Source organism: Vibrio pomeroyi (assembly GCA_041879425.1).
In the GTDB taxonomy this organism is placed as follows: Bacteria; Pseudomonadota; Gammaproteobacteria; order Enterobacterales; family Vibrionaceae; genus Vibrio; species Vibrio pomeroyi_A.
The window spans coordinates 2770628-2794691 of record CP090854.1 but is presented as its reverse complement, the minus strand read 5'-3'; the positions used below and the strand labels follow the sequence as shown (position 1 = coordinate 2794691).

Genomic DNA, 24064 nt, shown 5'->3' with positions numbered 1-24064 from the left:
TTTTATGAAGAATCTGACTTTAGCCGAATTGGCAACGATTACCGGGGGAGAGCTACACGGAGATGGTACTATTACCGTTTCAGCCGTCGCTCCTATGGATAAAGCGCAAGAAGGTAACATTACGTTCCTTTCTAACGTGAAGTACAGCAAGCACCTAGGTGACTGTAAAGCATCCGCTATTATGGTTAAAGAGAGTGAGCGTGAACTGTGTAAGACTAACGTGATTGTGGTTAATGACCCTTACGTTGCTTTTGCGAAAGTTGCTCAAGCGCTTGATACTACTCCAGCACCCGCTGCGGCTATTGCTGATTCAGCTTCGATTGCAAGTGATGCGACCATTGGACAAAACGTGTCTATTGGTGCAAACGCTGTGATTGAGTCTGGTGTTGTTCTTGGTGACGATGTAATCATCGGCGCGGGCTGCTTCATTGGTAAAAACGCAAAGATTGGTGCTGGTACTAAGCTTTGGGCTAACGTAAGCATCTACCATGAAGTAGTGATTGGTGAAGCGTGTTTAGTTCAATCAAGCACGGTGATCGGCTCTGATGGCTTTGGTTATGCGAACGAGAAAGGCGAGTGGGTTAAGATCCCGCAAGTGGGTTCTGTTCGCATTGGTAATCGCGTAGAAATCGGCGCGTGTACTACTATTGACCGTGGTGCGTTAGATGACACAATCATTGAAGATAACGTTATCTTAGACAACCAACTTCAAATTGCTCACAACGTTCACATCGGATATGGTTCTGCTCTTGCGGGTGGTACTATCATTGCAGGCAGCACGACGATAGGTAAGTACTGTATTATTGGTGGCGGCAGTGTGATTAATGGTCACATTGAAATCGTTGACGGCGTTACAATCACCGGTATGGGGATGGTAATGCGCAGCATCACTGAGAAAGGCATGTACTCTTCGGGTATTCCTTTACAGCCAAACAAAGATTGGCGTAAAACAGCAACGCGTGTTCATCGAATTGATGAAATGAACAAGCGTTTGAAAACCGTTGAAAAACTTATCGAGAAGAGCGCGGAATCATAATTCCAGCATTTCTAATAAAAGGCTCGCGTACAGCGAGTCTTTTTCGTTTATAATCCTTCTAATTAAATAAAGAATATATATAGGAATACGACTTTGACTACTGAACAGACAACGATGAACATTACTGAAATTCAGGAACTATTACCTCATCGCTACCCATTCTTAATGGTTGATCGTGTGACTAGCTTTGAAAAAGAAAAAACACTGACTGCGATTAAGAATGTCTCTGTTAACGAACCTCAGTTCACAGGCCACTTCCCACAACTTCCTGTATTCCCAGGCGTGTTGATCTTAGAAGCAATGGCACAAGCAACAGGCCTTCTAGCATTTAAATCTTTTGGTGCGCCTTCTGGCAACGAGCTTTACTACTTTGCAAGTGTTGATAAAGCAAAATTCCGTAAGCCAGTCGTACCTGGTGACCAACTGGTTATCGAAGTTGAATTCTTAAAAGAGCGTCGTGGTATTGCATCGTTCAACGGTGTAGCAAAAGTTGACGGCGACGTTGTATGTTCAGCTGAACTTAAATGTGCTCGTAGAGAGTTTTAATATGATTCATGAAACAGCGAAAATTCACCCGGCAGCAGTAATCGAAGGTGATGTAACTATCGGTGCTAACGTGACGGTTGGGCCTTTCACTTATATTGCTGGTAATGTGACCATTGGCGACGACACAGAAATCATGTCGCATGTTGTGATCAAAGGTCACACTACCATTGGCAAAGAAAACCGCATTTTCCCACACGCTGTTATCGGTGAAGAAAACCAAGATAAGAAATACGGCGGCGAAGACACGACGGTTGTGATCGGCGATCGCAACGTAATTCGTGAAGCGGTTCAAATCCACCGTGGTACCGTTCAAGACAAAGCAACCACTGTAATTGGTGATGACAACCTACTTTGTGTTAATGCTCACGTAGCGCACGATGTTATTGTTGGTAACCATACTCACATTGGTAATAACGCTATTCTTGGCGGGCACGTAACGGTAGGCGACTACGCTGGTGTTATGGCACTGTCTGCGATTCACCCATTCTGTTCAATTGGTGCTTACGCATACATTGGCGGCTGTTCTGCTGTTGTTCAAGATGTACTTCCGTACGTACTTGCACAGGGTAACCATGCTGCTCCATTCGGTCTTAACCTAGTGGGCTTGAAGCGTAACGGCTTTGAGAAACCAGAAATTCGTGCACTACAGAAAGCGTACAAAGAGTTATACCGTTCAGGTAAAACGCTTGAAGAAGCGAAAGCGGCTTTAGTTGAAATGGCGAAAGAGTTTACTTCGGTGGCTCCTATGCTAGAAATGCTAGAGAACTCTGAGCGCGGTATTATTCGTTAATACTGGATGTGGTTGTGTACCAATCCGCGCAAGTATGACAATAATTACTTAATCAGATTGGTATAACAAAAAGATCGCTAATCATTAGGCGATCTTTTTTGTTTTAGGCAAGAAGGGAATTGGAAAACTATGGCACAGCAAGAAGCAGCAACCAACAGCAAGGGCTTTGTTTCGAATGAACCACTGCGCGTAGGTATCGTTGTCGGAGAACTCTCTGGTGACACGCTTGGTGAAGGTTTTATCAAAGCGATCAAATCGCAGTACCCGAATGCTGAATTCGTCGGTATTGGCGGACCAAAAATGAAGGCGCTTGGTTGTGAGTCTCTTTTCGAGATGGAAGAGCTGGCTGTCATGGGCTTAGTTGAAGTACTTGGCCGTTTACCTCGCTTATTAAAAGTGAAAGCGGAGCTGGTGAAGTATTTCACTCAAAACCCGCCAGATGTGTTTGTGGGTATTGATGCACCTGACTTCAATCTAAGACTTGAACTCGATCTTAAGAACGCTGGCATTAAAACGGTTCATTACGTGAGCCCTTCCGTGTGGGCTTGGCGTCCTAAGCGTATCTTTAAAATCGACAAAGCGACCGACTTAGTTTTGGCTTTCCTACCATTCGAGAAAGCGTTTTACGATAAATACAACGTTGCCTGTGAATTTGTTGGTCACACGTTGGCTGATGCAATTCCTTTAGAACCAAGCAAACAAGATGCACGTGAGCTATTAGGCTTAGATCAAGACAAGCAGTGGTTAGCCGTATTGCCGGGCAGTCGAGGTGGTGAGATGGGTTTGATCGCTCAACCATTTATCGAAACGTGCCAGCGCATTAAGCAAAAATACCCTGATATCAATTTTGTTGTTGCGCTCGTGAATGAGCAGCGCAAAAAACAGTTTACTGAAATCTGGCAAGCGACAGCACCTGAGCTTGAATTTACGTTAGTCGAAGATACGGCAACCAACGTGATTACCGCTGCTGACTCTGTGCTTCTGGCTTCAGGCACTGTGGCTCTTGAGTGTATGTTACTGAAGCGTCCGATGGTTGTTGGCTACAAAGTGAATAAGCTGACTGGCTATATTGTGAAGAAGCTAGCGATCACTGAGTTCGTATCACTGCCGAATATTCTGGCTGGTGAAGAGATCGTGAAAGAGCACATTCTTGAAGAGTGCCACCCAGACTTCTTGTTCCCATCTGTCGACAAAATGCTATCAGCCGACAATAGTGCATTGATCGAACGTTTTACTGAGATGCACCACTGGATTCGTAAAGATGCTGATAAGCAAGCCGCCAACGCGGTGCTGAAATTGATCGGTCGAGAGTTTGTTGAATCATAAAGTGCCACTCCATCAAGCCTGAATTATAAGTTACAAAGAGAATTGTCATGGCAGTAAAAGAGAAAAAAGAGCTTCCTCCGTTTGAATATCCGCAAGGTTACCAGTTGTTTGCTGGTGTGGATGAAGTAGGGCGCGGGCCATTGGTAGGCGATGTGGTGACTGCTGCGGTTATCCTCGATCCAAATAATCCAATCGAAGGCTTAAACGATTCAAAAAAACTGTCTGAGAAAAAGCGCCTTGCTCTGCTTCCTGAAATTAAAGAGAAAGCCTTGGCGTGGTCGGTTGGTCGTTGTTCACCACAAGAAATTGATGAGTTGAACATTCTGCAGGCAACCATGGTCGCCATGCAGCGCGCTATCGCTGGGTTGAGCGTTCAGCCTGACATGGCACTGATCGATGGTAACCGTGTTCCTCAACTTCCAATGGACGGCCTGGCTATTGTAAAGGGCGACTTACGAGTAGCAGAGATAAGTGCGGCGTCTATTATCGCTAAAGTAGTTCGTGACCAAGAGATGGAAGAACTCGACAAACTACATCCAGAGTTTGGTTTTGCGAAACACAAAGGATACCCAACTAAAGCGCATTTCGAAGCGATTGAAAAACATGGTGTTACCGAGCATTACCGTAAGAGCTTTAAGCCAGTAAAACGTATTTTAGGCATTGATTAAACTCTATATAGTAGAGCTTAGCTTCGAATAAATTTGCTTACTAGCAGTAGAAAAAAATAGAATACACACAGTTGTAACCCTAGGCTCAAACCTAGAATTCAGGAAAAATAATGTCAGATCCAAAATTTGTTCACCTACGCGTACACAGTGACTTTTCTATGGTGGATGGCCTCTCTAAGGTGCCGCCATTAGTTAAGAAAGTCGCTGAAATGGGTATGCCTGCTCTAGCACTTACCGACTTTACCAACCTTTGTGGTTTGGTTAAGTTCTACGGTACTGCTCATGGGTGCGGGGTTAAACCAATTATTGGTGCTGACTTCTTGATGCAGTCTCCAGAGTTCGGTGACGAGTTGACCAAGCTCACCGTCATTGCAACCGACAATAAAGGTTATAACAACCTAACGCTGCTTATCTCAAAAGCGTACCTTCGTGGTCATGTGCAGCATCAGCCTGTTATCGATAAAGAGTGGTTGATTGAGAATGCCGAAGGCCTAATCATCCTATCGGGTGCGAAAGAAGGTGAGATTGGTAAAGCGTTGCTGAAAGGCAATCGTGAACTGGTTGCAAGTAATGTCGAGTTTTACAAAACATACTTCCCAGACCGTTTCTATCTTGAACTGATTCGTACCGGACGTCCGGATGAAGAGTCTTACCTGCACTTTGCGTTGGAACTGGCTGAGCAAGAAGACCTACCTGTTGTTGCAACCAACGAAGTAGTATTCCTAACTGAAGATCTTTTTGATGCCCATGAAATCCGCGTTGCGATTCATGATGGTTTCACTATGGTCGATCCTCGTCGTCCTAAAAATTACAGCGCGCAACAATATCTTCGTAGCGAAGAAGAGATGTGTGAGTTGTTCTCCGATATCCCTGAAGCACTTGAGAACAGTGTTGAGATTGCCAAGCGTTGTAATGTAACGGTTCGTCTGGGCGAATACTTCCTGCCTAACTTCCCAACGGAAGGTTTGGCGATTGAAGACTTCCTGATCAAGAAATCTGAAGAGGGCCTTGAGCGACGTCTCGCGTTCCTGTTCCCAGATGAAAAAGTGCGTGCTGAGCGCAGGCCAGAATACGATAAGCGACTCAAGATCGAGCTCGAAGTTGTCAACAACATGGGTTTCCCAGGTTACTTCTTGATCGTAATGGAGTTCATCCAGTGGTCAAAAGATAACGATGTGCCAGTAGGTCCTGGCCGTGGTTCTGGTGCCGGATCTCTAGTAGCCTACGCTCTGGATATCACCGATCTCGATCCACTTGAATACGATCTACTATTCGAACGTTTCTTGAACCCAGAACGTGTCTCGATGCCCGATTTCGATATCGACTTCTGTATGGATAAGCGTGACCAAGTAATTGATCACGTTGCCGAAATGTATGGTCGTGATGCGGTATCTCAGATCATCACCTTTGGTACCATGGCGGCGAAAGCGGTAATCCGCGACGTAGGCCGTGTACTGGGTCACCCGTTTGGTTTCGTTGACCGAATTTCAAAGCTTGTGCCGCCAGATCCGGGCATGACGCTTGAGAAAGCTTTCCTTGCTGAACCTGCATTGCCAGAGCTTTACGATGGCGATGAAGAAGTTCGTGAACTGATCGATAAGTGTCGTATCCTTGAAGGTTGTACGCGAAACGCCGGTAAACACGCGGGTGGTGTTGTAATCTCACCAACCACGATCACTGACTTTGCACCAATCTATGCCGATGCTGAAGGTAACTTCCCAGTAACGCAGTTCGATAAGAATGACGTTGAAACGGCTGGCTTGGTTAAGTTTGACTTCTTGGGCCTGCGTACCCTGACCATCATCGACTGGGCGCTAGGCCTAGTGAACCCACGCTTGAAGAAAGAGGGTAAAGAGCCGGTTCGTATCGAGTCGATTCCTCTTGATGACCAAGCGTCGTTTAACCTATTACAAAACTCTGAAACCACCGCGGTATTCCAGCTGGAATCGCGTGGTATGAAAGACCTGATCAAACGTCTACAGCCCGATTGTTTTGAAGATATCATCGCATTGGTAGCCCTGTTCCGTCCGGGTCCTCTGCAATCAGGCATGGTAGATAACTTTATCGACCGTAAACACGGACGAGAAGCGGTTTCTTACCCTGATGAAACGTGGCAACACGAATCACTGAAAGAGACACTAGAACCGACCTACGGCATCATCTTGTATCAAGAACAGGTAATGCAGATCGCACAGATTCTGGCGGGCTATACGCTTGGCGGAGCGGATATGCTGCGTCGTGCGATGGGTAAGAAAAAGCCAGAAGAGATGGCGAAACAGCGTGGTACCTTCAAAGAGGGTGCTGAAGCCAATGGTGTTGATGGCGAACTTGCCATGAAGATCTTTGACTTGGTAGAGAAATTTGCGGGCTATGGCTTTAACAAATCTCACTCGGCTGCATACGCACTGGTTTCTTACCAAACGCTGTGGTTGAAAACGCACTACCCAGCGGAATTTATGGCTGCGGTAATGACGGCGGATATGGATAACACTGAGAAGGTTATTGGCCTTGTTGATGAGTGTTTCCGTATGAAGCTCAAACTGCTTCCACCTGATATCAACTCGGGCCTGTACCGCTTTAACGTGGATGAAGATGGCGCGATTGTTTATGGTATCGGCGCTATCAAAGGGGTTGGTGAAGGTCCTATCGAAGCGATCATCGAAGCGCGCAATAAGGGCGGTTACTTTAAAGACTTATTCGACTTCTGTGCACGCCTTGATCTGAAGAAGGTCAACAAACGTGTTATCGAAAAGTTGATTCTATCCGGTGCCTTAGATAGATTAGGTCCTCACCGTGCAGCGATGATGGCTTCATTGCCGGATGCGGTTAAAGCGGCAAGCCAACATCACCACGCTGAGTCCTTTGGACAGTCGGATATGTTCGGCGTGTTGACCGACGCTCCGGAAGAGGTTGAACACAAGTATACCCAAGTGCCTAAGTGGCCTGAGAAGGTTTGGCTTGAGGGTGAACGTGAAACGCTTGGCTTGTATCTAACGGGCCACCCGGTTAACGCTTACATCAAAGAATTAGCTAAGTACACCAGCTGTCGTTTGAAGGATGCCACGCCAACGCGTCGTGATCAGTCATTAACGATTGCAGGTTTAGTGATTGCGGCTAGAGTGATGACCACTAAACGCGGTACACGAATCGGTTTGATGACACTTGATGATCGATCTGGCCGAATGGAAGTGATGTTGTTCTCAGATGCGCTCGATCGCTACGCAGAATTGCTCGAAAAAGACAAAATTGTGGTCGTTTCTGGACAGGTCAGCTTTGATGACTTCAACGGTGGGCTTAAAATGTCCGCGCGCGAGGTCATGGACTTAGGAAGCGCCCGTGAAAAATATGCTCGTGGGGTATCGATATCTATCGACCAATCCCAGATTAATGGTCAATTTTTTGAACGCTTTGGTCAAATCTTAGAACCTTATAGAGCCGGAACGGTCCCAGTCAATGTATACTACCAACGTGCCGACGCTAGAGCGCGGTTAACATTGGGCACAGAATGGCGCGTGACGCCAAGTGATACATTACTAGACGAATTAAAACAGCTGCTTGGAAATAGCCAAGTAGAACTCGAATTTAACTAAAATTTAGCTCCATGACTGTGGAACTGAATCAACAAGGATTCATAGATGAGCCTGAACTTTCTAGAATTTGAAAAGCCTATCGCTGAACTTGAAGCAAAAATCGAAGCGCTACGTGACGTTTCGCGTCACGGTGGTGACACAGCGGTAGATCTAGACAAAGAAATCGAACAACTAGAGAAAAAAAGCTTAGAGCTTAAACAGAAAATCTTTAGTGACTTAGGTGCATGGCAGGTAGCTCAACTTGCTCGTCACCCTCAACGTCCTTATACAAAAGATTACCTGGAGCATGCATTTACAGAGTTTGAAGAGATGGCGGGCGATCGCGCTTACGCTGACGACAAAGCTATTGTGGGTGGTATGGCTCGTCTAAATGGCCGTCCTGTTATGGTTATTGGTCACCAGAAAGGTCGTGAGACTAAAGAGAAAGTGATCCGTAACTTTGGTATGCCAAAGCCAGAAGGTTACCGTAAGGCACTACGTCTAATGGAAACCGCTGAGCGTTTCAACATGCCTATCATTACTTTCATCGACACAGCGGGCGCATACCCAGGTGTTGGTGCTGAAGAGCGTGGTCAATCTGAAGCTATCGCGAAAAACCTTAAGGTTATGGCTGGTCTTTCTGTTCCAGTTATCTGTAACGTTGTAGGTGAAGGCGGTTCTGGTGGTGCACTAGCGATTGGTGTTGGTGACTACGTGAACATGCTTCAATACTCTACGTACTCAGTAATCTCTCCAGAAGGTTGTGCTTCAATCTTATGGCGTGATTCAGACAAAGCACCACAAGCGGCTGAAGCGATGGGCCTAATCGCTCCTCGTCTTAAAGAGCTTGAGCTTATCGACGAAATCATTCCTGAGCCTCTAGGTGGCGCGCACCGTGACCCAGTTCAGACTGCTCAGAACATGAAAGACATGCTAGTTAAACAGTTAGAAGAGCTAGAGCAGTTTGATAACGAAACGCTTCTTGAGCGTCGTTACCAGCGTCTGATGAGCTACGGCTACTGCTGATAAGTTGCCTTAGCGATAAGGTCTGCTTAACGTAACAAGTTGATGAAAGGGTTGGACTCAGTGCCAACCCTTTTTTATTATTAAAACATTCTCTCTTTACACACGACCTCTTGGTTTATTCACCTCATGACACACTTAATTGAAACCTTCACATCCGTACTTAACCAAAGCGCACTTAAGCCTCGTCGGTTAGTCGTCGCTTTCAGTGGTGGTGTCGATTCACATGTGTTGTTGGAGTTAGCAGCCCAATATACCCAAGCGCACGACATTGAGTGCCATGCGGTTCATGTTCACCATGGCCTAAGCAAGAATGCCGATCACTGGGCAGAACAATGCCAAACATGGTGTGGTGCTTTGTCTATTCCACTAGCTATTGAGCGAGTGTCGCTGGATGTTAACTGTGGGGAAAGCATAGAAAAGCTCGCCAGAGATGCTCGATACCACGCCTTCAAACAACACATTCAATACGGCGATGTACTTGTCACTGGTCAACATATCGATGACCAAGTAGAGACTTTCCTGTTAGCGTTAAAACGAGGCAGTGGTCCGAAAGGCCTTTCTTCGATGGCTAAAGTGATGCCGTTTGCTGATGCTCATATTGTTCGCCCACTGCTATCGGTAACCCGAACCGAGATTGAAGCAGCCGCTCATAACATGGGCTTAACGTGGGTAGAAGATGAAAGTAATCAGGACACGCGTTTTGACCGAAACTTTATCCGTCATCAAGTGACTCCGGTGCTGACTGAGCGTTGGCCTAGCTTTCGTGAATCGGTCAGTCGCAGTGCTCAGCTTTGTGCGGAGCAAGAGTTATTGCTCGATGAGTTGCTTGAATCACACTTTCAGCAAGCTTTGGGAGATAACCAGAGCTTAAGTATTAAGGCGTTATCTCAACACTCAGACTTGTTACGAGCACGACTGCTAAGAATGTGGTTGAGTCATTGTAATCAAGCAATGCCGAGTCAAAAACAGCTCAAGCTTATCTGGAATGAAGTAGCGTGTGCTCAGGCTGATGCTAATCCTAAACTGGTGTTGAATGATGTTGAGGTTAGGCGCTTTAATCATCAGCTCTATATAGTGAAAGAGACTAAGGACTTGTCGAGTTGGCATGCCGATGTTGTGCTTGGTGATAGCTTGCAACTGCCCGATGGTTTAGGGAAGCTACATTTCATGCCGTCACAGAGTGATTCTGTATCGAATGGTCGTAACTCGCAAAACTTCAGTTTGAAGGACTCAAGCGGAGCGCTACGGGTGGTCTTCAACCCTGAAAGGTTATCAGCGCATCCTATTGGACGCGGCCATAGTCGAAAGCTCAAAAAACTCTTTCAAGAGTACCAAGTACCCAGCTGGTTACGACGCAGAACGCCAATATTAATGGATGGCGAGCGAGTGATCGCTGTTTTAGGCTTATTCGTAGATAAAAACTACGAAGGTCAAGATTGTGAAGCGCTTTGGAGCAAGTAGAAAAAGTTTGTGTCACAATTCGACGTCACTTTAATAAAAATAATTAATGGAATATGCAATGAAGAAAATTACACTAGGATTAGTTCTTGGATTTGGACTATTGAGTGGTAACGCTCTGGCGGGTGATGTTGCTGCGGGTCAAGCTAAAGCAGCAATCTGTGCGGCATGTCATGGTGCTGACGGTATCGCAGTGATCCCAGGTTATCCAAACCTTAAAGGTCAAAACGAGCAATACATCGCTTCATCAATTAACGCATATAAGAACGGCCAGCGCACCGGCGGTTTGGCCGCTGTAATGCAGGCTCAAGCTTCAATGCTGAATGATGAAGATATTGCTAATCTAGCCGCTTATTACGCAAGCCTTAAGTAAAACCTTCTTAAAGCGCTGATTAAACAAGATGATAAATTTCGAGCCAGAGCTTTAAAGCTCTGGCTTTTTTCATTGAATGTTTACTATAGCTAACCGATAATGAGCCATTCGCACAGTTTAAGGGATGAACATGAAAAAGATTGAAGCCATTATCAAGCCATTCAAACTTGATGATGTACGTGAAGCACTTGCAGAAGTGGGTATTACGGGTATGACAGTATCTGAAGTTAAAGGCTTTGGACGTCAGAAAGGTCATACTGAGCTATACCGCGGCGCAGAGTACATGGTCGACTTTTTACCTAAAGTGAAATTGGAAATTGTTGTGACCGACGAAGTGGCTGACCAATGTGTTGATACCATTATCGAGACGGCGCAAACAGGCAAAATTGGCGACGGTAAGATCTTCATTACTGACGTTGAACGAGTAGTACGTATTCGTACTGGCGAAGAAGACGAAGACGCCGTATAAAAAAACTATTACCCTAAAAGGAGCGTTTATCGCTCCTTTTTCATTTCTGGTAGGGTGCTGTATGTTTAAGAAAACCATCATTGTTATCGTAGTCTTGATAACACTCGCTGTTGCTAGTTTTCATCTTATCTTCGTGATCCCGAATAAACCCAATCTGATCACCTCTTCTCAAAATACCAGCAATGATATCTACAGTTGCTACCAAAATTCTGAGCCGAAAGCGATTGATGTGTCAGATGGGTTAAGCCTCACCGTCTGGAACATCTACAAGCAGAACCGCAACAACTGGCAGAGCGAGCTGAATAAGTTCTCGGCGGGAAGTGATTTAGTCTTATTGCAAGAAGCGAGCATGACGGATGGGCTTCGCCAATGGGTGACGAGTGGTCAATGGGGAAGTACTCGTGTGAATGCGTTTGAAGCTTTCGAACAAAGTGCTGGCGTGCTCAACCTAGCGACTCATTTACCAATAGAAGCGTGTGCTTATACCCACGAAGAGCCTTGGCTTCAACTGCCTAAATCGGCACTTTGGTCTCGTTATCAGTTGAGTAACGGTGAAGAGCTAGCGGTGATCAATATTCACGCGGTGAACTTTACGTTTGGTACGGAAGATTACGAAGCTCAACTCAAAAGCTTGACCGACAACCTGCAAAAATACCGTGGTGCTGTCATCTTTGCGGGAGACTTTAATAGCTGGAGCGAAGCGCGCTTTACGGTATTGAAAGATGCTTTGGAAAAGGTTGGGTTAACCGAGGTGGCGTTTGAACCAGATAACCGAACTCAATTTATGACGGGTTTGGTACTCGACCATGTGTTCTATCGAGGGCTAGAGGTAGAAAAAGCAAAAGCGCCCATGACGGACGCTTCTGATCATAACCCAATGCTAGTGACCTTTAAGGCGAAGTAGCTCACTCAGTCACTCGGTAGGTTTACTAACTTGTTCTATTTTCTGGGTTATTTACGACACTAAAATGTAGATAGCCCAGATTAGGTAGTAACCCACCCACGGCAAGCCTGAAATTACCAATGCTTGCCCGCGTTCAAACTCAGTCCAAGTTAGTACGGCTGCGTAGCCAAGCACGATGTACCAAGGTAATAGCAGTGGTAATGAGCTTGCAAACTGAGACCAGTCGCTGGTTAGAGGTAACTTGATTAAGCCGTTTAAGCTGTTCAGGTCAGCCGCATAGTTCATCACATGGCCGTGCTTGAGAATTAGGCTTGCGTAGCTCGCTACATCACCTAACACAGCAGGGAATATCACAACCGATGCCGCTGCGAACCAGCGCCAAAAGCTATGCTGATGTTGGCTTGGCTTAGTTGCTAGATTAAACCAGAACGCCAACAGAACGATGGTTAATGTTCGGCCAAATACATCGTTGATGATCTCACTTGCGAGTAGGGTATTGCTGTCAAGTAACGCCAATTGGTCAGGGTTAGTTTGAGCCAGTTGTTTTGATAACTCTGAGCTTAACCAAGTAAAATCTACATTCGAAAAATAAGCACCCCAAAATAAAAATGGGCTGAGTATTAATACGACGTAGGGTTGCCATCCCCAAGCGCTTCTTTGATAAAGCGCTAAGAAACAAGCTGTTGGTGATCGGAATATATCCAACAGCATGACGAGTGGGTTACTTGACGGGTTCATACACTTACCTTAGTTACATCAACATACAGCTTCAGTTTTTGTCCTGGCTGTAGGTATTTCTTGTTCTGCAAAGTGTTCCATTTTACAACATCTGCACTTTTTACTTTGAACTTTGATGCAATACCGCTGACTGTGTCACCTGATCTTACGTTATAGAAGATCGTGCGGATGATGGCGCCGTCTGAACCATTCTTCCAAATGACCAGTTCTTGACCAACTCTAAGGGTGTCGCGTGGTCCCATACCGTTCCACTTAGCCAGTGATTGGTGAGATACCTTATTTGCGCGTGCAATCGTCCATAGGCTGTCACCACTTTTTACTGTATGGCTGAGCTTATATTGCCCACGACTTTTAGACTGTGTGCTTGCTAGGCGGTTTGAAGCGCTTAGTGCGTATGTCTTGTCGTCTTTGGTTGAGGTTGGGATAAGCAGGTGCTGGCCAATACGAATATTGTTGTTGCTCAACCCGTTTGCAGAGCGAATCACTTTGCTGGTGGTGTTGTATTTGCTTGCCAGTACGCTGATGCTGTCACCCGACTGAACTTGGTAACGTACCAACTTCATGCCTTTGCCTTTATTCGCTGCGACTTCTTTGTTGAATTTTTCAACTGAGCTGATAGGAAGCAGTAATTGTTGGTGCTTCTCAGGCGATGTCGCCCACTGGTTATAAGCTGGGTTGTAGCCTTGCAGTTCTTTGACTGGAATGCCTGCGTAGTTAGCAGCAATCGCTAGATCAAGTTGCTCTTCAGGGTTAACCAGAGTCAGTACCGGCTTGTTTGGAATCGCTGGGATATCAATGCCGTACTTTTCTTGGTTAGCAATCACGTCTGCTAGTGCCAGTAGTTTAGGTACGTAGCTGCTGGTCTCTTTTGGCAGATCCAGTGAGAAGAAGTCGATTGGCTTACCAAGCTTCTTGTTCTTACGGATAGCGCTGTTTACACGACCACCGCCACTGTTGTAGGCCGCAATTGCGTGTTGCCAGTTACCATCAAAACGCTTGTTAAGATCGGTTAGGAAGTCTAATGCCGCATCAGTAGAAGCAGCAACGTCACGACGGCCGTCGTACCAGAAGTTCTGTTCTAGTCCGTAAGCTTCGCCAGTGCCAGAAATGAACTGCCATAGGCCAGCAGCGCTGCCGTGAGAATATGCAAATGCATCAAATGAGCTTTCAACAACCGGCAACAGTGCCAGTTCTAAAGGCATATCTCTTTCTTCAATCTTAGTAGTGATCAAATAAAGGAAAGGTTCAGCTCGTTGTGAGACGGTTTTTAGATGACTAGGGTGCTTTAGATACCAAGTTCGGTAGTAGTCGACCTTCTTTTGGTCTGGCACTTCCATTTCAAGTTGCATCGCAATGCGTTTCCAAACATCTTCTTGTGTTTGAGGAGTAACGACTGGTGCTTCAACTTTTGGTTCTTCTTTGGTCGCTTCTGATGAAACGTTCGCTTGAGAAACTTCTTTAGTAGGAGATGTGTTGGTTTGCTCGGAAGCTTGGTCTGGATTCTCTGACTGAGTTAATTGGCAACCAGAAAGTAGTAATACCAAAGCCCAGCTGTACTTAACTCGCATGTTACAGCCTTTTTAATAAACGGCCGATGATAATACTTGCCACCCCCTATGAGTGACAAGTCTGTATTTGTTAAAATTCGTTCTTCCACGCACGTAAAGCGGTGAATACTGATAGAGGATCGGTCTGTTCGGTACGATTAGATACTGATTTGACTACACTTGGTTCGGTGTAACGCAAGAAAGGGTTCACAAACTTCTCTTGTCTCAAATTTGTGGGGATGGTCGACTTATTTTGAGCACGTAGTCGGTTCACTTGGTCGCGATATTGCTGCAAATGTTGGTTATCAGGCTCGACGGCAAGTGCAAAAGCGATATTGGCTGCAGTGTATTCATGTGCACAATACACTTCTGTTTCTTGAGGCAGCGCTGTGATCTTATTCAGCGCATCGAACATCTGTTGTGGTGTGCCTTCCATGATTCGGCCACAGCCTGCTGAGAACAACACATCACCACAAAATAGCTTGGCATCACCCACATAGCCAATATGACCTGCAGTGTGTCCACTGAGCCCTAACACGAGAAACACTTCACCAAACAGCTCTAACTGGTCACCATCATCAACCGGATGCGTTAATGTTGGGATAGGTTCATTTCGAGGGCCAACAACATCGACGCCGGGAAATTGTCTTACCAGCTCTGGAACGCCACCAATGTGATCGTGGTGGTGGTGTGTAATCAAGATTGCATCTAAAGTTAGCTCATGGTTCGCTAAGTACTCTAATACTGGAGCCGCATCACCAGGGTCGACGACAGCACAACGACGATCGCTATTTTCAATCAGCCAGATGTAATTGTCGTTAAATGCAGGTATGCTTTTGATATGTAACATTATTGGTTCTCCAGTCACTTTCAGTGCGACAGAATAAGTGAGACAGATTATTGATGAAGCCAGCACGTAGCAGAAAGAAGTTTGAACATCCCTACACTTGGGCACAGTTGCACAATGGGGATTGGTTGAGAGAATCTATTCAAACTCGACTCGATGAGTGGTGCCCAAAGCTGTTTGGTTACCATATGCTCAAGCTCGGCGGCCTCAGTAGTGAGATTTCTAGCTGCACATGCAACATTCAACATCAAGTAAACCTAGATATCCAGAACCCATTACATAATGTGATAGCGGATGGCTATAATTTGCCCTTCTTGGAGAAAAGTTTTGATGTTGTGGTGCTCAGTCATCAATTAGATTATAGCAATGACCCGCATCGATTATTGAGAGAAGTCGACCGAGTGATGATGGACGATGGCTATATCATCATTACCGGCTTCAATCCTTTCAGTGTGACGGGGCTCGCCAGTTTGATGCCTTGGAGAAAGAACAGCTTGCCTTGGAGTGGGCGCATGTACACGCCAAATCGAATTAAAGATTGGCTCGGTGTGCTTAATTATGAAGTGATTCATTGTGATACCTACGCGTTGTTTCCGATGAGTAAGTATCAAGCGATGTGGACGTGGTTGGAGAACGCTTTAGGTGGTTGTGCCTCTTTTGCTGGCAGCCAATACTTTATTGTTGCTCGTAAACGTACTTATCCACTCAAACCTATCAAGCCGCATTGGCACCTTAAGCGACGCTTCTCTCCTGTGGGAGCAAGTTTTAGAACCAACTCTCGTCGTTCAGTGCATTCCACAAAAGCACCATACCCGTTAAAAACAGAAAAAGCCGACTCGTAGTCGGCTTTTCATTTATCTGTCCGTTTAAGAAACTATAAATCTGCTTCGAAACGTACATCTCATTTCAAAAGGTGATTAACTTGGCTGATAACCCGTGTCTTCTTGAGTTGGGTTCTCTGCGGCCGTTCTTGCTAAATCATCACACATTTCGTTTTCTCTGTGTCCGGCGTGTCCTTTAACCCATCGCCAGTCAACATTATGACGTGCCGTTTCTTTATCGAGCCTTTGCCACAAGTCGGCATTTTTAACCGGTTTTTTATCGGCAGTCTTCCAGTCACGTTTTTTCCAGTTGTGAATCCACTGTGTGATGCCTTGGCGCACGTATTGGCTATCCGTGGTCAGAATGACGGAGCAAGGCTCTTTGAGGGTTTGCAGAGCCACGACAGCGGCGAGCATTTCCATACGGTTATTGGTTGTTAGGGTAAAACCTTCCGCTAATGTCTTTTCGACTTTTTTGTAGCGAAGTACGATGCCATAGCCACCCGGGCCAGGGTTACCTAAACAAGAACCATCAGTGAAAATTTCAACTTGTTTCGTCATGATTTGATACTATTACCTCAAGCACATTATCGGCATAGTCTGACACAGTTATCCTTATGAATACCAGTAGCACTCCAGAACAAACCACGAACGAAAAAAACAGTTCGAACGAAAATAAGCGCATCGTTGTACTCGATACCGAAACCACCGGTATGAATACAGAGGGTGGCCCTCACTATATGGGGCATCGCATCGTTGAGATTGGTGCAGTAGAGATCATTAACCGTAGGCTGACCGGACGTCACTTCCACGTCTACATCAAGCCCGATCGTGCGATTCAAGAAGAAGCGATTGGCGTTCACGGTATTACCGATGAATTCTTGGTGGACAAGCCAGAATACCAAGATATACATAAAGAGTTTCTCGACTTTATCAAAGGTGCTGAGCTGGTGGCTCATAACGCACCCTTCGATACGGGCTTTATGGACTATGAGTTTGAGAAGCTTAATCCCGCGATAGGTAAAACGGATGACTACTGTAAAGTTACCGATACCTTGGCAATGGCGAAAAAGATATTCCCGGGTAAAAGAAACAACCTAGATATCTTATGTGACCGTTACGGTATTGATAACTCGCACCGTACTCTCCACGGCGCATTACTCGATGCGGAGATCCTAGCCGACGTCTACTTATTGATGACGGGTGGCCAAACTTCACTGCAATTTAACGCTGGCCAACAAGAAGGCGAAGCCGAAAGCATACGAAGAGTAGAAAGTGGTCGAAAATCCCTAAAGGTTTTACGAGCTACGGCCGATGAAGTAGAAGCGCATCAAAATCGTTTAGACCTCGTCGAGAAAAGCGGAAGCTGCCTTTGGCGTCAGTAGGGAGAAAGTATGTTAAGGGTATTGGCTACCGGTTACTTATTGCTGTTAAGCTTTAGCTTACATGCGGCAATGGAATCCGTAATGAGTTTATTGGACAACCGTTTTCGCGTTGATCCCAGTATTGAACAAGTCACCTTTGTGATTTATCGAGCCGATAACTCTAAACCTGTCGTTTTGGTTCGCCCTGACGGCAAGAAATACTACTCTTGGCGTAATGCTGATAATGTCCGTTGGTACGAAGAGTCGTCCATGGACATTATCTCTATCGACAAGCCGATGCCAGGCCCTTGGCAAGCGGTCGGTAAAGTTTCCCCTAAGAACAACATCAAGCTCCTGTCTCACCTTGTTTTGGACGCTAATGAATTTCCAGACAAGTTGTATCAAACCGAACACATCAAATTTACCGCTCGTTTGACCTCAGACGGTAAACCTCTTGTGCTGCGTGATTTTCTCGATCGCGTGAAGCTTAAGGTGACGTTTACTAAGTTTGTCGAAAACGAAGAGTCTTTAGTGAGAGAAGCCCGCCCTGTACCTGTTGTGATGGGCGAGTTTGCTGACGATGGTGTGGATCTCGACGAGAAAGCGGGAGACGGTGTGTTTACTGTGTCACTGCCGATTGATATTGAGCCGGGTAAATACCGCGCGCGTATTACTTCTGGCAATGGCGTGTTCTTGCGAGCGCAAGAGCAAGAGGTTTTAGTTTACCCAACACCGATTACCACTACCTTAATTCAGTCTCGTAAAGAGGGTTTACCTCACACCATTGTGGTGTCTGGTGAACAAGGTATGATCGCACCGAGCTCTTTAGCGGTTCACGTTGAGCATAAAGCGCCTGATGATTATGTAACGTATAAGCAAGGGCAAGCTGATGTGAATGCAATGAAAGTGCCTTTAGAGGTGCCTTACAATGGTGAGCTGGGGATTTATAACTGGTCTGGGATGGTTTATGCCACTGACGCCTCAAGCCAGCGTCCGCTGATCTTTCCGATTACCGAGCAGTCGTACAGTGTTGTTGAAGATATCGACTTAGCAGAATCTCGACGCCTTCAAGAAGAAGCACTTGCTGAACAGAAGCGTATTGCTACGGAATTAATGATTCTTCAAAAGCGTGAAGATGACAGGCAGCGCAGCATGATCATTATCGGAGTGGGTAATGTGGTCGCCATTCTATTAGGCTTACTGATTTGGTTTGTGATTCGTAAAGTGACAGCCAAGAAAAGATCTCAACCAGAGATGCAACTCAAGGCGCCAAAGTAATTCGCTTAGATGATTAGGTTGTCTAGAGAGGATAAGCCTCTAAAGGTATAGCATTAGAATTTGTGACAACGATGTCATGAACAAAAAAACGGGACTCATAGGAGTCCCGTTTTCGTTTCTATTGCAAAATCTAGGCTACGTTATCAATCGATTGGCCTGGATATTGTGGCTTTGCTGCTAGCTCCTCTGGAGAGAAGTCATCAACATTAATCGTGTACAGTCTGTGTTGTTCTGCACTGATCAGAAGGTCAGCCTCTTCTTGGGTTAAGATGCCTTTTTCTAAGCCTTGCTCAGCAACAAGATCCAGTCTCAGGAAGGCGCGTTTTTGATGCGTCTCTTTGCAGACTTTATCGAACAGAGGTTCAGCTTGAAGAATCACTTCTAGTGCTTTCTCAATCTTACCAACCGCGTTGTATTGAGTGTCCGCTAAGTATTGGCCACGACCGATACGTGAACGTGTTTCGCTTGGTGTTTGCAGGATGTGCGCAACTTGGCTATCCAGCTTGTCGTTTGGTGCGCGACGAATGCGACCAAATGGCATGAGCACAACACGCAGCAGGCGACCAACCACTGGGTTAGGGAAGTTTGCTAAGAACTCATCAATCGCCACCTCAGTTTGACGTAAGCTATCCTGCATACCCCAATGTACTAGCGGTAGATCTTCAGCGTGTCTACCTTCGCTTTCAAAGCGTTTTAGCGTTGCCGAACCTAAGTACAATTGACTCAGGATGTCACCCAGTCTTGCAGATAGGCGCTCTCTGCGTTTCAGTGAACCGCCTAACACGGCCATTGAAATATCAGACAATAGCGCTAGGTTTGCACTGTAACGATTTAGTTGTTGGTAGTAACGTTGTGTTTGTTTGTCAGTTTTATTGGCTGGCGTTGGCGTATCTGAACCACGGCCATCGGTTAAACCAAACCACAAACTGCGGACTAGGTTACTCATCGTAAAGCTAACGTGTCCTGCTAACGCTGAATCAAATTTACCCAGAGCATCGCTGCTTTCAGAATAAGCTGCTTCCATTTCGTTAAGAACGTAAGGGTGACAACGAATCGCGCCTTGACCATAGATGATCATTGAGCGAGTCAGGATGTTTGCACCTTCAACCGTAATTGCAATTGGAGAGCCTTGGTAGCCACGCGCTAAGAAGTTCGATGGACCCAAGCAAATACCTTTACCGCCTACGATATCCATTGCATCAATGATGCTGCGTTGTCCACGGTGAGTACAGTGGTACTTCACGATAGCAGAGATAACTGAAGGTTTTTCACCAAGATCGATACCTGAAACAGTGAGGTTACTTGCAGCATCCATTACATAGGCATTACCAGCTAGGCGTGCAAGTGGCTCTTCAACCCCTTCCATGCGACCAATAGGTTGTTTGAATTGACGACGGATACGAGCGTAAGCGCCAGTAGCAAGTGCGGCTGTTTTGATACCACCTGTTGAGTTTGAAGGCAGTGTGATACCACGACCCACCGACAGGCATTCAACCAGCATACGCCAACCTTGGCCTGCCATTTTCTGACCACCAATGATGAAATCGATAGGGACGAAGATATCGTCACCATGAGTTGGACCATTTTGGAAAGGTACATTGAGTGGGAAGTGGCGGTTGCCAATCTCAACGCCTTTTAAATCTGTTGGGATGAGAGCACATGTGATGCCAAGATCTTTTTGGTCACCAAGTAGGCCATCTGGGTCGCGCAATTTAAAGGCCAAGCCTAAAACCGTCGCGACTGGCGCTAGAGTGATATAGCGCTTGTTCCAAGTTAGGCGCATGCCCAGAACTTCTTCACCTTGCCACTCACCTTTACATACCACGCCGTAATCAGGGATAGAACCCGCATCCGATCCTGCCTCTGGGCTCGTTAGGGCAAAACAAGGGATTTCTTTACCTTCAGCTAAGCGAGGAAGGTAATGGTTTCTTTGTTCTTCTGTTCCGTAGTGTTGTAACAGCTCGCCAGGGCCTAATGAGTTAGGTACGCCAACTGTCGATGATAATACGCTAGACACGCCCGTTAGCTTCTGTAGAACCAGAGATTGAGCGTAAGCTGAGAATTCTAAACCGCCGTATTTTTTCTTGATGATCATGGCGAAGAATTTATGGTCTTTCAGGTATTGCCATACTTCTGCTGGCAAATCAGCAAGTTCATGTGTCACTTGGTAATCGTTGACCATTTCGCACACTTCATTGACTGGACCATCTAAAAACGCTTGCTCTGCTTCAGAAAGTTTCGGATCAGCGATGTTCTGCAGCTTCTTCCACTCAGGCTTGCCCTTGAACAGCTCTGCTTCCCACCATACTGTGCCTGCTTCTAGTGCTTCTTTTTCTGTCTGAGACATCGCCGGTAGAACTTTCTTAAATAAAGAGAGTGCTTTTTGACTGATTAAAGTTTGGCGAATAGTTGGAACTGCAAACATCGCAACGGCTAGCAAGTAGCATAGCCAGCCGGTGACAGCCACGCCGCCAAATAGTGTTAATGCTACCATCGCGCCAGTTAATACGATTAACGCGCGTACCAGACTAACTCTATGGTAAAGACAGACGCCTAAGATGGTTGTCATGCCGAGTAGGGAGAGCAATATGTTCATGATCGATTTCCTTTTCAGAGATCACTTATCGTTATGATTTTAGGTAAGAGGTCTAACCAGTTAAGTGTAAACAAAATATTAAATATTTGTAAAACTCTAAATTGGGTAAAAAGTGATCTTAATAGAGTTAAAATTCTAATTGTGAGAGGTTGGTGGTGAATAATTGGACGGTTCTGCAGTGAGATATTAATTAAGGTGGCAATCTTTGGGCTTAAGTGTCGACACTATTTCATGTTTGTGGGTAAACTCAGGTAAAAGAGGGAAAAATCCTCAGCTCTCATTTCACGTACCTTAAGTTGCGTAAAAAAATATAAGAGATAAGCCTTATGTACCAAGACCTAATCAAAAGTGAATTGAACGAAGCTGCTGACGTTCTTAACAAGTTCTTGAGTGATGATCACAACATTGCTCAAATTGAAGCGGCTGCAAAACTGATTGCTGACTCATTCAAGCAAGAAGGCAAAGTGCTTTCTTGTGGTAACGGTGGCTCACACTGTGATGCGATGCACTTCGCGGAAGAGCTAACAGGCCGATACCGTGAAAATCGCCCGGGCTACGCTGGCATTGCGATTTCAGACCCTAGCCACTTATCTTGTGTGAGTAATGATTTTGGCTACGACCACGTATTTTCTCGTTATGTAGAAGCGGTAGGTCGTAAAGGCGATGTGTTGTTCGGTCTGTCGACTTCAGGTAACTCTGCCAATATTCTTAAAGCGATTGAAGCGGCTCAAGCGAAAGGCATGAAGACCATTGCATTGACGGGTAAAGATGGTGGTAAAATGGCGGGTTGTGCGGATATCGAAATCCGAGTACCACACTTTGGCTACGCAGATCGCATCCAAGAAATTCACATTAAGATCATCCACATTGTGATTCAACTTGTTGAAAAAGAGATGGAATAATAGTTTTACAGACATGGAGCCTAGCTTTATGGCTCCATTGGTTTTAATAGGGAGTAGATTAAACCATGTGTGAATTGCTCGGTATGAGCGCGAATGTGCCAACTGATATTTGTTTTAGCTTTACTGGTCTTATGCAGCGTGGAGGCAATACTGGCCCACATCGTGATGGCTGGGGTATTACCTTTTATGAGGGTAAGGGTTTTCGCACCTTTAAAGATCCGAATCCGAGCTGTGAATCTAAGATCGCTGAGTTGGTTCAAAACTACCCAATTAAAAGCCAAGCTGTTGTCAGTCATATCCGTCAAGCTAACCGTGGTGGCGTTAATCTAGAAAATACACACCCTTTTACCCGTGAGCTTTGGGGACGATATTGGACTTTTGCTCACAATGGCCAATTATCAGATTACGATGATCTGGTGAGTGGGCGTTTTAGATCTGTTGGTGAAACGGACAGTGAGCTCTCTTTTTGTTGGCTACTTAAACAACTAGAAGAACGTTTCCCTGAACCGCCTCAAGACATGGAAGGTATGTTTCGTTTCGTGGCTGAGTGTTGTGACAAGCTACGCGACAAAGGCGTTTTCAACATGTTGTTGAGCGATGGTGAGTACGTGATGACTTACTGTACCAACCATTTGTACTGGATAACCAGACGCGCACCTTTTGGTAAAGCGAGCTTAATTGATGAAGACGTTGAGATTAACTTCCAAGAAGAGACCACGCCGAATGATGTGGTGACGGTCGTTGCAACTCAACCTCTTACGGATAATGAACAGTGGTTTAGAATGAAGCCGGGCGAATACGCACTGTTTCATTTTGGCGAGCTGATTGGCAACAACCATAAAGCGTTGGAAGATGTTGCTTATGCGCCGAAAAAGGTCGCGAGCCAAGCACCGACAGAGCCATTAAGCTAATACTATAAATCGTATTGCTTAAACCCGAACAAGCAAAAGGCCGCTTACTGCACTAATCAGTCAGTAAGCGGCCTTTTTGTTTTTAAGCAATTTATCGCGTGAGAGTCGTTTGACGAATTACTCTTCTGCGTAACCGTGTTTACCTAATGCCTTACCGTCTAACACTGCCTGCCCATTGACCATTGATAAACGCTCTTCCGCGAACCACTTGCAGACTATAGGGTAAATGCAATGTTCTTGAGTCAGTACTCGACTTGCCAGCATATCAGCATCATCATCTTCAAATACCGGTACCTTAGCTTGTAAGATCACAGGGCCGCCATCGAGCTCTTCGGTAACAAAGTGGACGCTAGTACCGTGTTCTTTGTCTTGCGCGTCAATGGCACGCTGGTGTGTGTGTAGGCCTGGGTATTTCGGTAACAGAGAAGGGTGGATGTTGACCATTTTCCCTGCATAGTGACGAACAAACTCTGAACTCAGGATTCGCATGTAGCCAGCGAGTACGATTAAATCTGGCTGGTAAGCATCGATCTGAACCATTAATTCATGGTCAAACTCTTCACGTGAACCAAAATCTTTTGGATTCACTGAATGAGCGTCAACACCTGCGGTTTTCGCTCGCTCTAATCCAAAAGCCTCTGCTTTGTTTGAGAAGACAGCCTCAACTGACGCATCAATCATATCGCTATCGCAGGCATCCAAGATTGCCTGTAAGTTACTTCCGCTTCCTGAAACTAACACAACGATGTTTTTCTGAGAGTGACTGGTTTTATTTGAGTGATTGTTTTTCATAGAGTGGGTCATACGATTGATTAACTCAACTGTTTACAATGTACCTACATAAACTAAGGTTTTCTGCGGGCCAAATAGCAAAATGAGGACCATTAGGTCCTCA

At 45.7% G+C, this 24064-nt stretch carries 22 protein-coding genes; 16 read left to right on the top strand and 6 right to left on the bottom strand.

Annotation, left to right across the window (positions count from 1 at the left end; genetic code table 11):
- Positions 1 to 4 precede the first annotated feature (4 nt).
- The 11 genes from lpxD to L0992_12130 all read left to right on the top strand — a co-directional run bounded on the left by lpxD (position 5) and on the right by L0992_12130 (position 12165).
- Positions 5 to 1036 (top strand): UDP-3-O-(3-hydroxymyristoyl)glucosamine N-acyltransferase, encoded by a 1032-nt coding sequence (gene lpxD / locus L0992_12180; protein ID XGB66471.1) that lies wholly within the window; start codon positions 5 to 7, stop codon positions 1034 to 1036.
- A gap of 93 nt (positions 1037 to 1129) precedes the next feature.
- On the top strand, positions 1130 to 1582 hold the full coding sequence (gene fabZ, locus L0992_12175) for a 3-hydroxyacyl-ACP dehydratase FabZ (protein XGB66470.1): 453 nt from the start codon (positions 1130 to 1132) through the stop codon (positions 1580 to 1582).
- 1 nt (position 1583) lies between these two features.
- Entirely contained in the window at positions 1584 to 2372 is a 789-nt protein-coding gene (lpxA, locus tag L0992_12170; protein ID XGB66469.1) for an acyl-ACP--UDP-N-acetylglucosamine O-acyltransferase, read from the top strand.
- Between the two features lie 129 nt (positions 2373 to 2501).
- Positions 2502 to 3698, top strand: a complete 1197-nt coding sequence (gene lpxB / locus L0992_12165) for a lipid-A-disaccharide synthase (protein XGB66468.1) — start codon at positions 2502 to 2504, stop codon at positions 3696 to 3698.
- 47 nt (positions 3699 to 3745) lie between these two features.
- Positions 3746 to 4366, top strand: coding sequence for a ribonuclease HII (gene rnhB, locus L0992_12160; protein ID XGB66467.1), 621 nt, complete (start codon positions 3746 to 3748; stop codon positions 4364 to 4366).
- 110 nt (positions 4367 to 4476) lie between these two features.
- Positions 4477 to 7956: a DNA polymerase III subunit alpha gene (gene dnaE, locus L0992_12155; GenBank protein XGB66466.1), complete on the top strand. Its 3480-nt coding sequence runs from the start codon at positions 4477 to 4479 to the stop codon at positions 7954 to 7956.
- Between the two features lie 45 nt (positions 7957 to 8001).
- Positions 8002 to 8961 carry an acetyl-CoA carboxylase carboxyl transferase subunit alpha gene (gene accA, locus L0992_12150; GenBank protein XGB66465.1) on the top strand — a complete coding sequence of 320 codons (960 nt, stop codon included), beginning with the start codon at positions 8002 to 8004 and terminating at the stop codon, positions 8959 to 8961.
- 126 nt (positions 8962 to 9087) lie between these two features.
- Entirely contained in the window at positions 9088 to 10422 is a 1335-nt protein-coding gene (tilS, locus tag L0992_12145; GenBank protein ID XGB66464.1) for a tRNA lysidine(34) synthetase TilS, read from the top strand.
- Between the two features lie 58 nt (positions 10423 to 10480).
- Positions 10481 to 10792, top strand: coding sequence for a cytochrome c (locus L0992_12140; GenBank protein XGB66463.1), 312 nt, complete (start codon positions 10481 to 10483; stop codon positions 10790 to 10792).
- 130 nt (positions 10793 to 10922) lie between these two features.
- A complete protein-coding gene (gene glnB, locus L0992_12135; GenBank protein ID XGB66462.1) occupies positions 10923 to 11261 on the top strand; it encodes a nitrogen regulatory protein P-II in 339 nt (112 codons plus the stop codon).
- A 61-nt stretch (positions 11262 to 11322) separates the two neighbouring features.
- Positions 11323 to 12165 carry an endonuclease/exonuclease/phosphatase family protein gene (locus tag L0992_12130; GenBank protein ID XGB66461.1) on the top strand — a complete coding sequence of 281 codons (843 nt, stop codon included), beginning with the start codon at positions 11323 to 11325 and terminating at the stop codon, positions 12163 to 12165.
- A 51-nt stretch (positions 12166 to 12216) separates the two neighbouring features.
- Here the strand turns inward: L0992_12130 and L0992_12125 are convergent, their stop codons facing one another.
- The 3 genes from L0992_12125 to gloB form a co-directional block, all read right to left on the bottom strand.
- Entirely contained in the window at positions 12217 to 12903 is a 687-nt protein-coding gene (locus tag L0992_12125; protein ID XGB66460.1) for a YIP1 family protein, read from the bottom strand.
- Positions 12900 to 14471, bottom strand: coding sequence for a LysM peptidoglycan-binding domain-containing protein (locus tag L0992_12120; GenBank protein ID XGB66459.1), 1572 nt, complete (start codon positions 14469 to 14471; stop codon positions 12900 to 12902). The genes L0992_12125 and L0992_12120 overlap by 4 nt, the downstream gene beginning before the upstream one ends.
- Positions 14472 to 14541: 70 nt before the next feature.
- The gene (gloB, locus tag L0992_12115; GenBank protein ID XGB66458.1) at positions 14542 to 15300 is read right to left on the bottom strand and encodes a hydroxyacylglutathione hydrolase; all 759 of its coding nucleotides are present in this window, start codon (positions 15298 to 15300) and stop codon (positions 14542 to 14544) included.
- A gap of 53 nt (positions 15301 to 15353) precedes the next feature.
- On the opposite strand from gloB, the gene L0992_12110 reads away from it, so the two are divergent.
- The gene (locus L0992_12110; protein ID XGB66457.1) at positions 15354 to 16139 is read left to right on the top strand and encodes a class I SAM-dependent methyltransferase; all 786 of its coding nucleotides are present in this window, start codon (positions 15354 to 15356) and stop codon (positions 16137 to 16139) included.
- A gap of 75 nt (positions 16140 to 16214) precedes the next feature.
- On the opposite strand, the gene rnhA is transcribed toward L0992_12110, so the two are convergent.
- Positions 16215 to 16679, bottom strand: coding sequence for a ribonuclease HI (rnhA, locus tag L0992_12105; GenBank protein XGB66456.1), 465 nt, complete (start codon positions 16677 to 16679; stop codon positions 16215 to 16217).
- Positions 16680 to 16735: 56 nt separating this feature from the next.
- Between rnhA and dnaQ the strand changes: the two genes are divergently transcribed.
- Together dnaQ and L0992_12095 are read left to right on the top strand one after the other, a co-directional pair.
- On the top strand, positions 16736 to 17503 hold the full coding sequence (gene dnaQ, locus L0992_12100) for a DNA polymerase III subunit epsilon (GenBank protein XGB66455.1): 768 nt from the start codon (positions 16736 to 16738) through the stop codon (positions 17501 to 17503).
- 9 nt (positions 17504 to 17512) lie between these two features.
- A complete protein-coding gene (locus L0992_12095; GenBank protein XGB66454.1) occupies positions 17513 to 18760 on the top strand; it encodes a TIGR03503 family protein in 1248 nt (415 codons plus the stop codon).
- Positions 18761 to 18890: 130 nt separating this feature from the next.
- On the opposite strand, the gene fadE is transcribed toward L0992_12095, so the two are convergent.
- Positions 18891 to 21356 (bottom strand): acyl-CoA dehydrogenase FadE, encoded by a 2466-nt coding sequence (fadE, locus tag L0992_12090; protein ID XGB66453.1) that lies wholly within the window; start codon positions 21354 to 21356, stop codon positions 18891 to 18893.
- A gap of 326 nt (positions 21357 to 21682) precedes the next feature.
- Between fadE and lpcA the strand changes: the two genes are divergently transcribed.
- A complete protein-coding gene (gene lpcA, locus L0992_12085) occupies positions 21683 to 22258 on the top strand; it encodes a D-sedoheptulose 7-phosphate isomerase (GenBank protein XGB66452.1) in 576 nt (191 codons plus the stop codon).
- A 65-nt stretch (positions 22259 to 22323) separates the two neighbouring features.
- Entirely contained in the window at positions 22324 to 23169 is an 846-nt protein-coding gene (locus L0992_12080) for a class II glutamine amidotransferase (protein XGB66451.1), read from the top strand.
- Positions 23170 to 23286: 117 nt separating this feature from the next.
- Here L0992_12080 and purN read toward each other — a convergent pair whose 3' ends face one another.
- Complete coding sequence (purN, locus tag L0992_12075) at positions 23287 to 23961, bottom strand: phosphoribosylglycinamide formyltransferase (protein ID XGB66450.1); 675 nt, start codon at positions 23959 to 23961, stop codon at positions 23287 to 23289.
- Positions 23962 to 24064 lie beyond the last annotated feature (103 nt).

Coding starts and splice junctions, on each gene's coding strand:
- purN (XGB66450.1), bottom strand. CDS start 23,961: ATGAAAAACAATCACTCAAATAAAACCAGTCACTCTCAGAAAAACATC.
- L0992_12095 (XGB66454.1), top strand. CDS start 17,513: ATGTTAAGGGTATTGGCTACCGGTTACTTATTGCTGTTAAGCTTTAGC.
- L0992_12110 (XGB66457.1), top strand. CDS start 15,354: ATGAAGCCAGCACGTAGCAGAAAGAAGTTTGAACATCCCTACACTTGG.
- lpxD (XGB66471.1), top strand. CDS start 5: ATGAAGAATCTGACTTTAGCCGAATTGGCAACGATTACCGGGGGAGAG.
- lpxA (XGB66469.1), top strand. CDS start 1,584: ATGATTCATGAAACAGCGAAAATTCACCCGGCAGCAGTAATCGAAGGT.
- dnaQ (XGB66455.1), top strand. CDS start 16,736: ATGAATACCAGTAGCACTCCAGAACAAACCACGAACGAAAAAAACAGT.
- L0992_12140 (XGB66463.1), top strand. CDS start 10,481: ATGAAGAAAATTACACTAGGATTAGTTCTTGGATTTGGACTATTGAGT.
- tilS (XGB66464.1), top strand. CDS start 9,088: ATGACACACTTAATTGAAACCTTCACATCCGTACTTAACCAAAGCGCA.
- L0992_12130 (XGB66461.1), top strand. CDS start 11,323: ATGTTTAAGAAAACCATCATTGTTATCGTAGTCTTGATAACACTCGCT.
- accA (XGB66465.1), top strand. CDS start 8,002: ATGAGCCTGAACTTTCTAGAATTTGAAAAGCCTATCGCTGAACTTGAA.
- L0992_12080 (XGB66451.1), top strand. CDS start 22,324: ATGTGTGAATTGCTCGGTATGAGCGCGAATGTGCCAACTGATATTTGT.
- lpcA (XGB66452.1), top strand. CDS start 21,683: ATGTACCAAGACCTAATCAAAAGTGAATTGAACGAAGCTGCTGACGTT.
- glnB (XGB66462.1), top strand. CDS start 10,923: ATGAAAAAGATTGAAGCCATTATCAAGCCATTCAAACTTGATGATGTA.
- lpxB (XGB66468.1), top strand. CDS start 2,502: ATGGCACAGCAAGAAGCAGCAACCAACAGCAAGGGCTTTGTTTCGAAT.
- L0992_12125 (XGB66460.1), bottom strand. CDS start 12,903: ATGAACCCGTCAAGTAACCCACTCGTCATGCTGTTGGATATATTCCGA.
- L0992_12120 (XGB66459.1), bottom strand. CDS start 14,471: ATGCGAGTTAAGTACAGCTGGGCTTTGGTATTACTACTTTCTGGTTGC.
- gloB (XGB66458.1), bottom strand. CDS start 15,300: ATGTTACATATCAAAAGCATACCTGCATTTAACGACAATTACATCTGG.
- rnhA (XGB66456.1), bottom strand. CDS start 16,679: ATGACGAAACAAGTTGAAATTTTCACTGATGGTTCTTGTTTAGGTAAC.
- fadE (XGB66453.1), bottom strand. CDS start 21,356: ATGAACATATTGCTCTCCCTACTCGGCATGACAACCATCTTAGGCGTC.
- dnaE (XGB66466.1), top strand. CDS start 4,477: ATGTCAGATCCAAAATTTGTTCACCTACGCGTACACAGTGACTTTTCT.
- rnhB (XGB66467.1), top strand. CDS start 3,746: ATGGCAGTAAAAGAGAAAAAAGAGCTTCCTCCGTTTGAATATCCGCAA.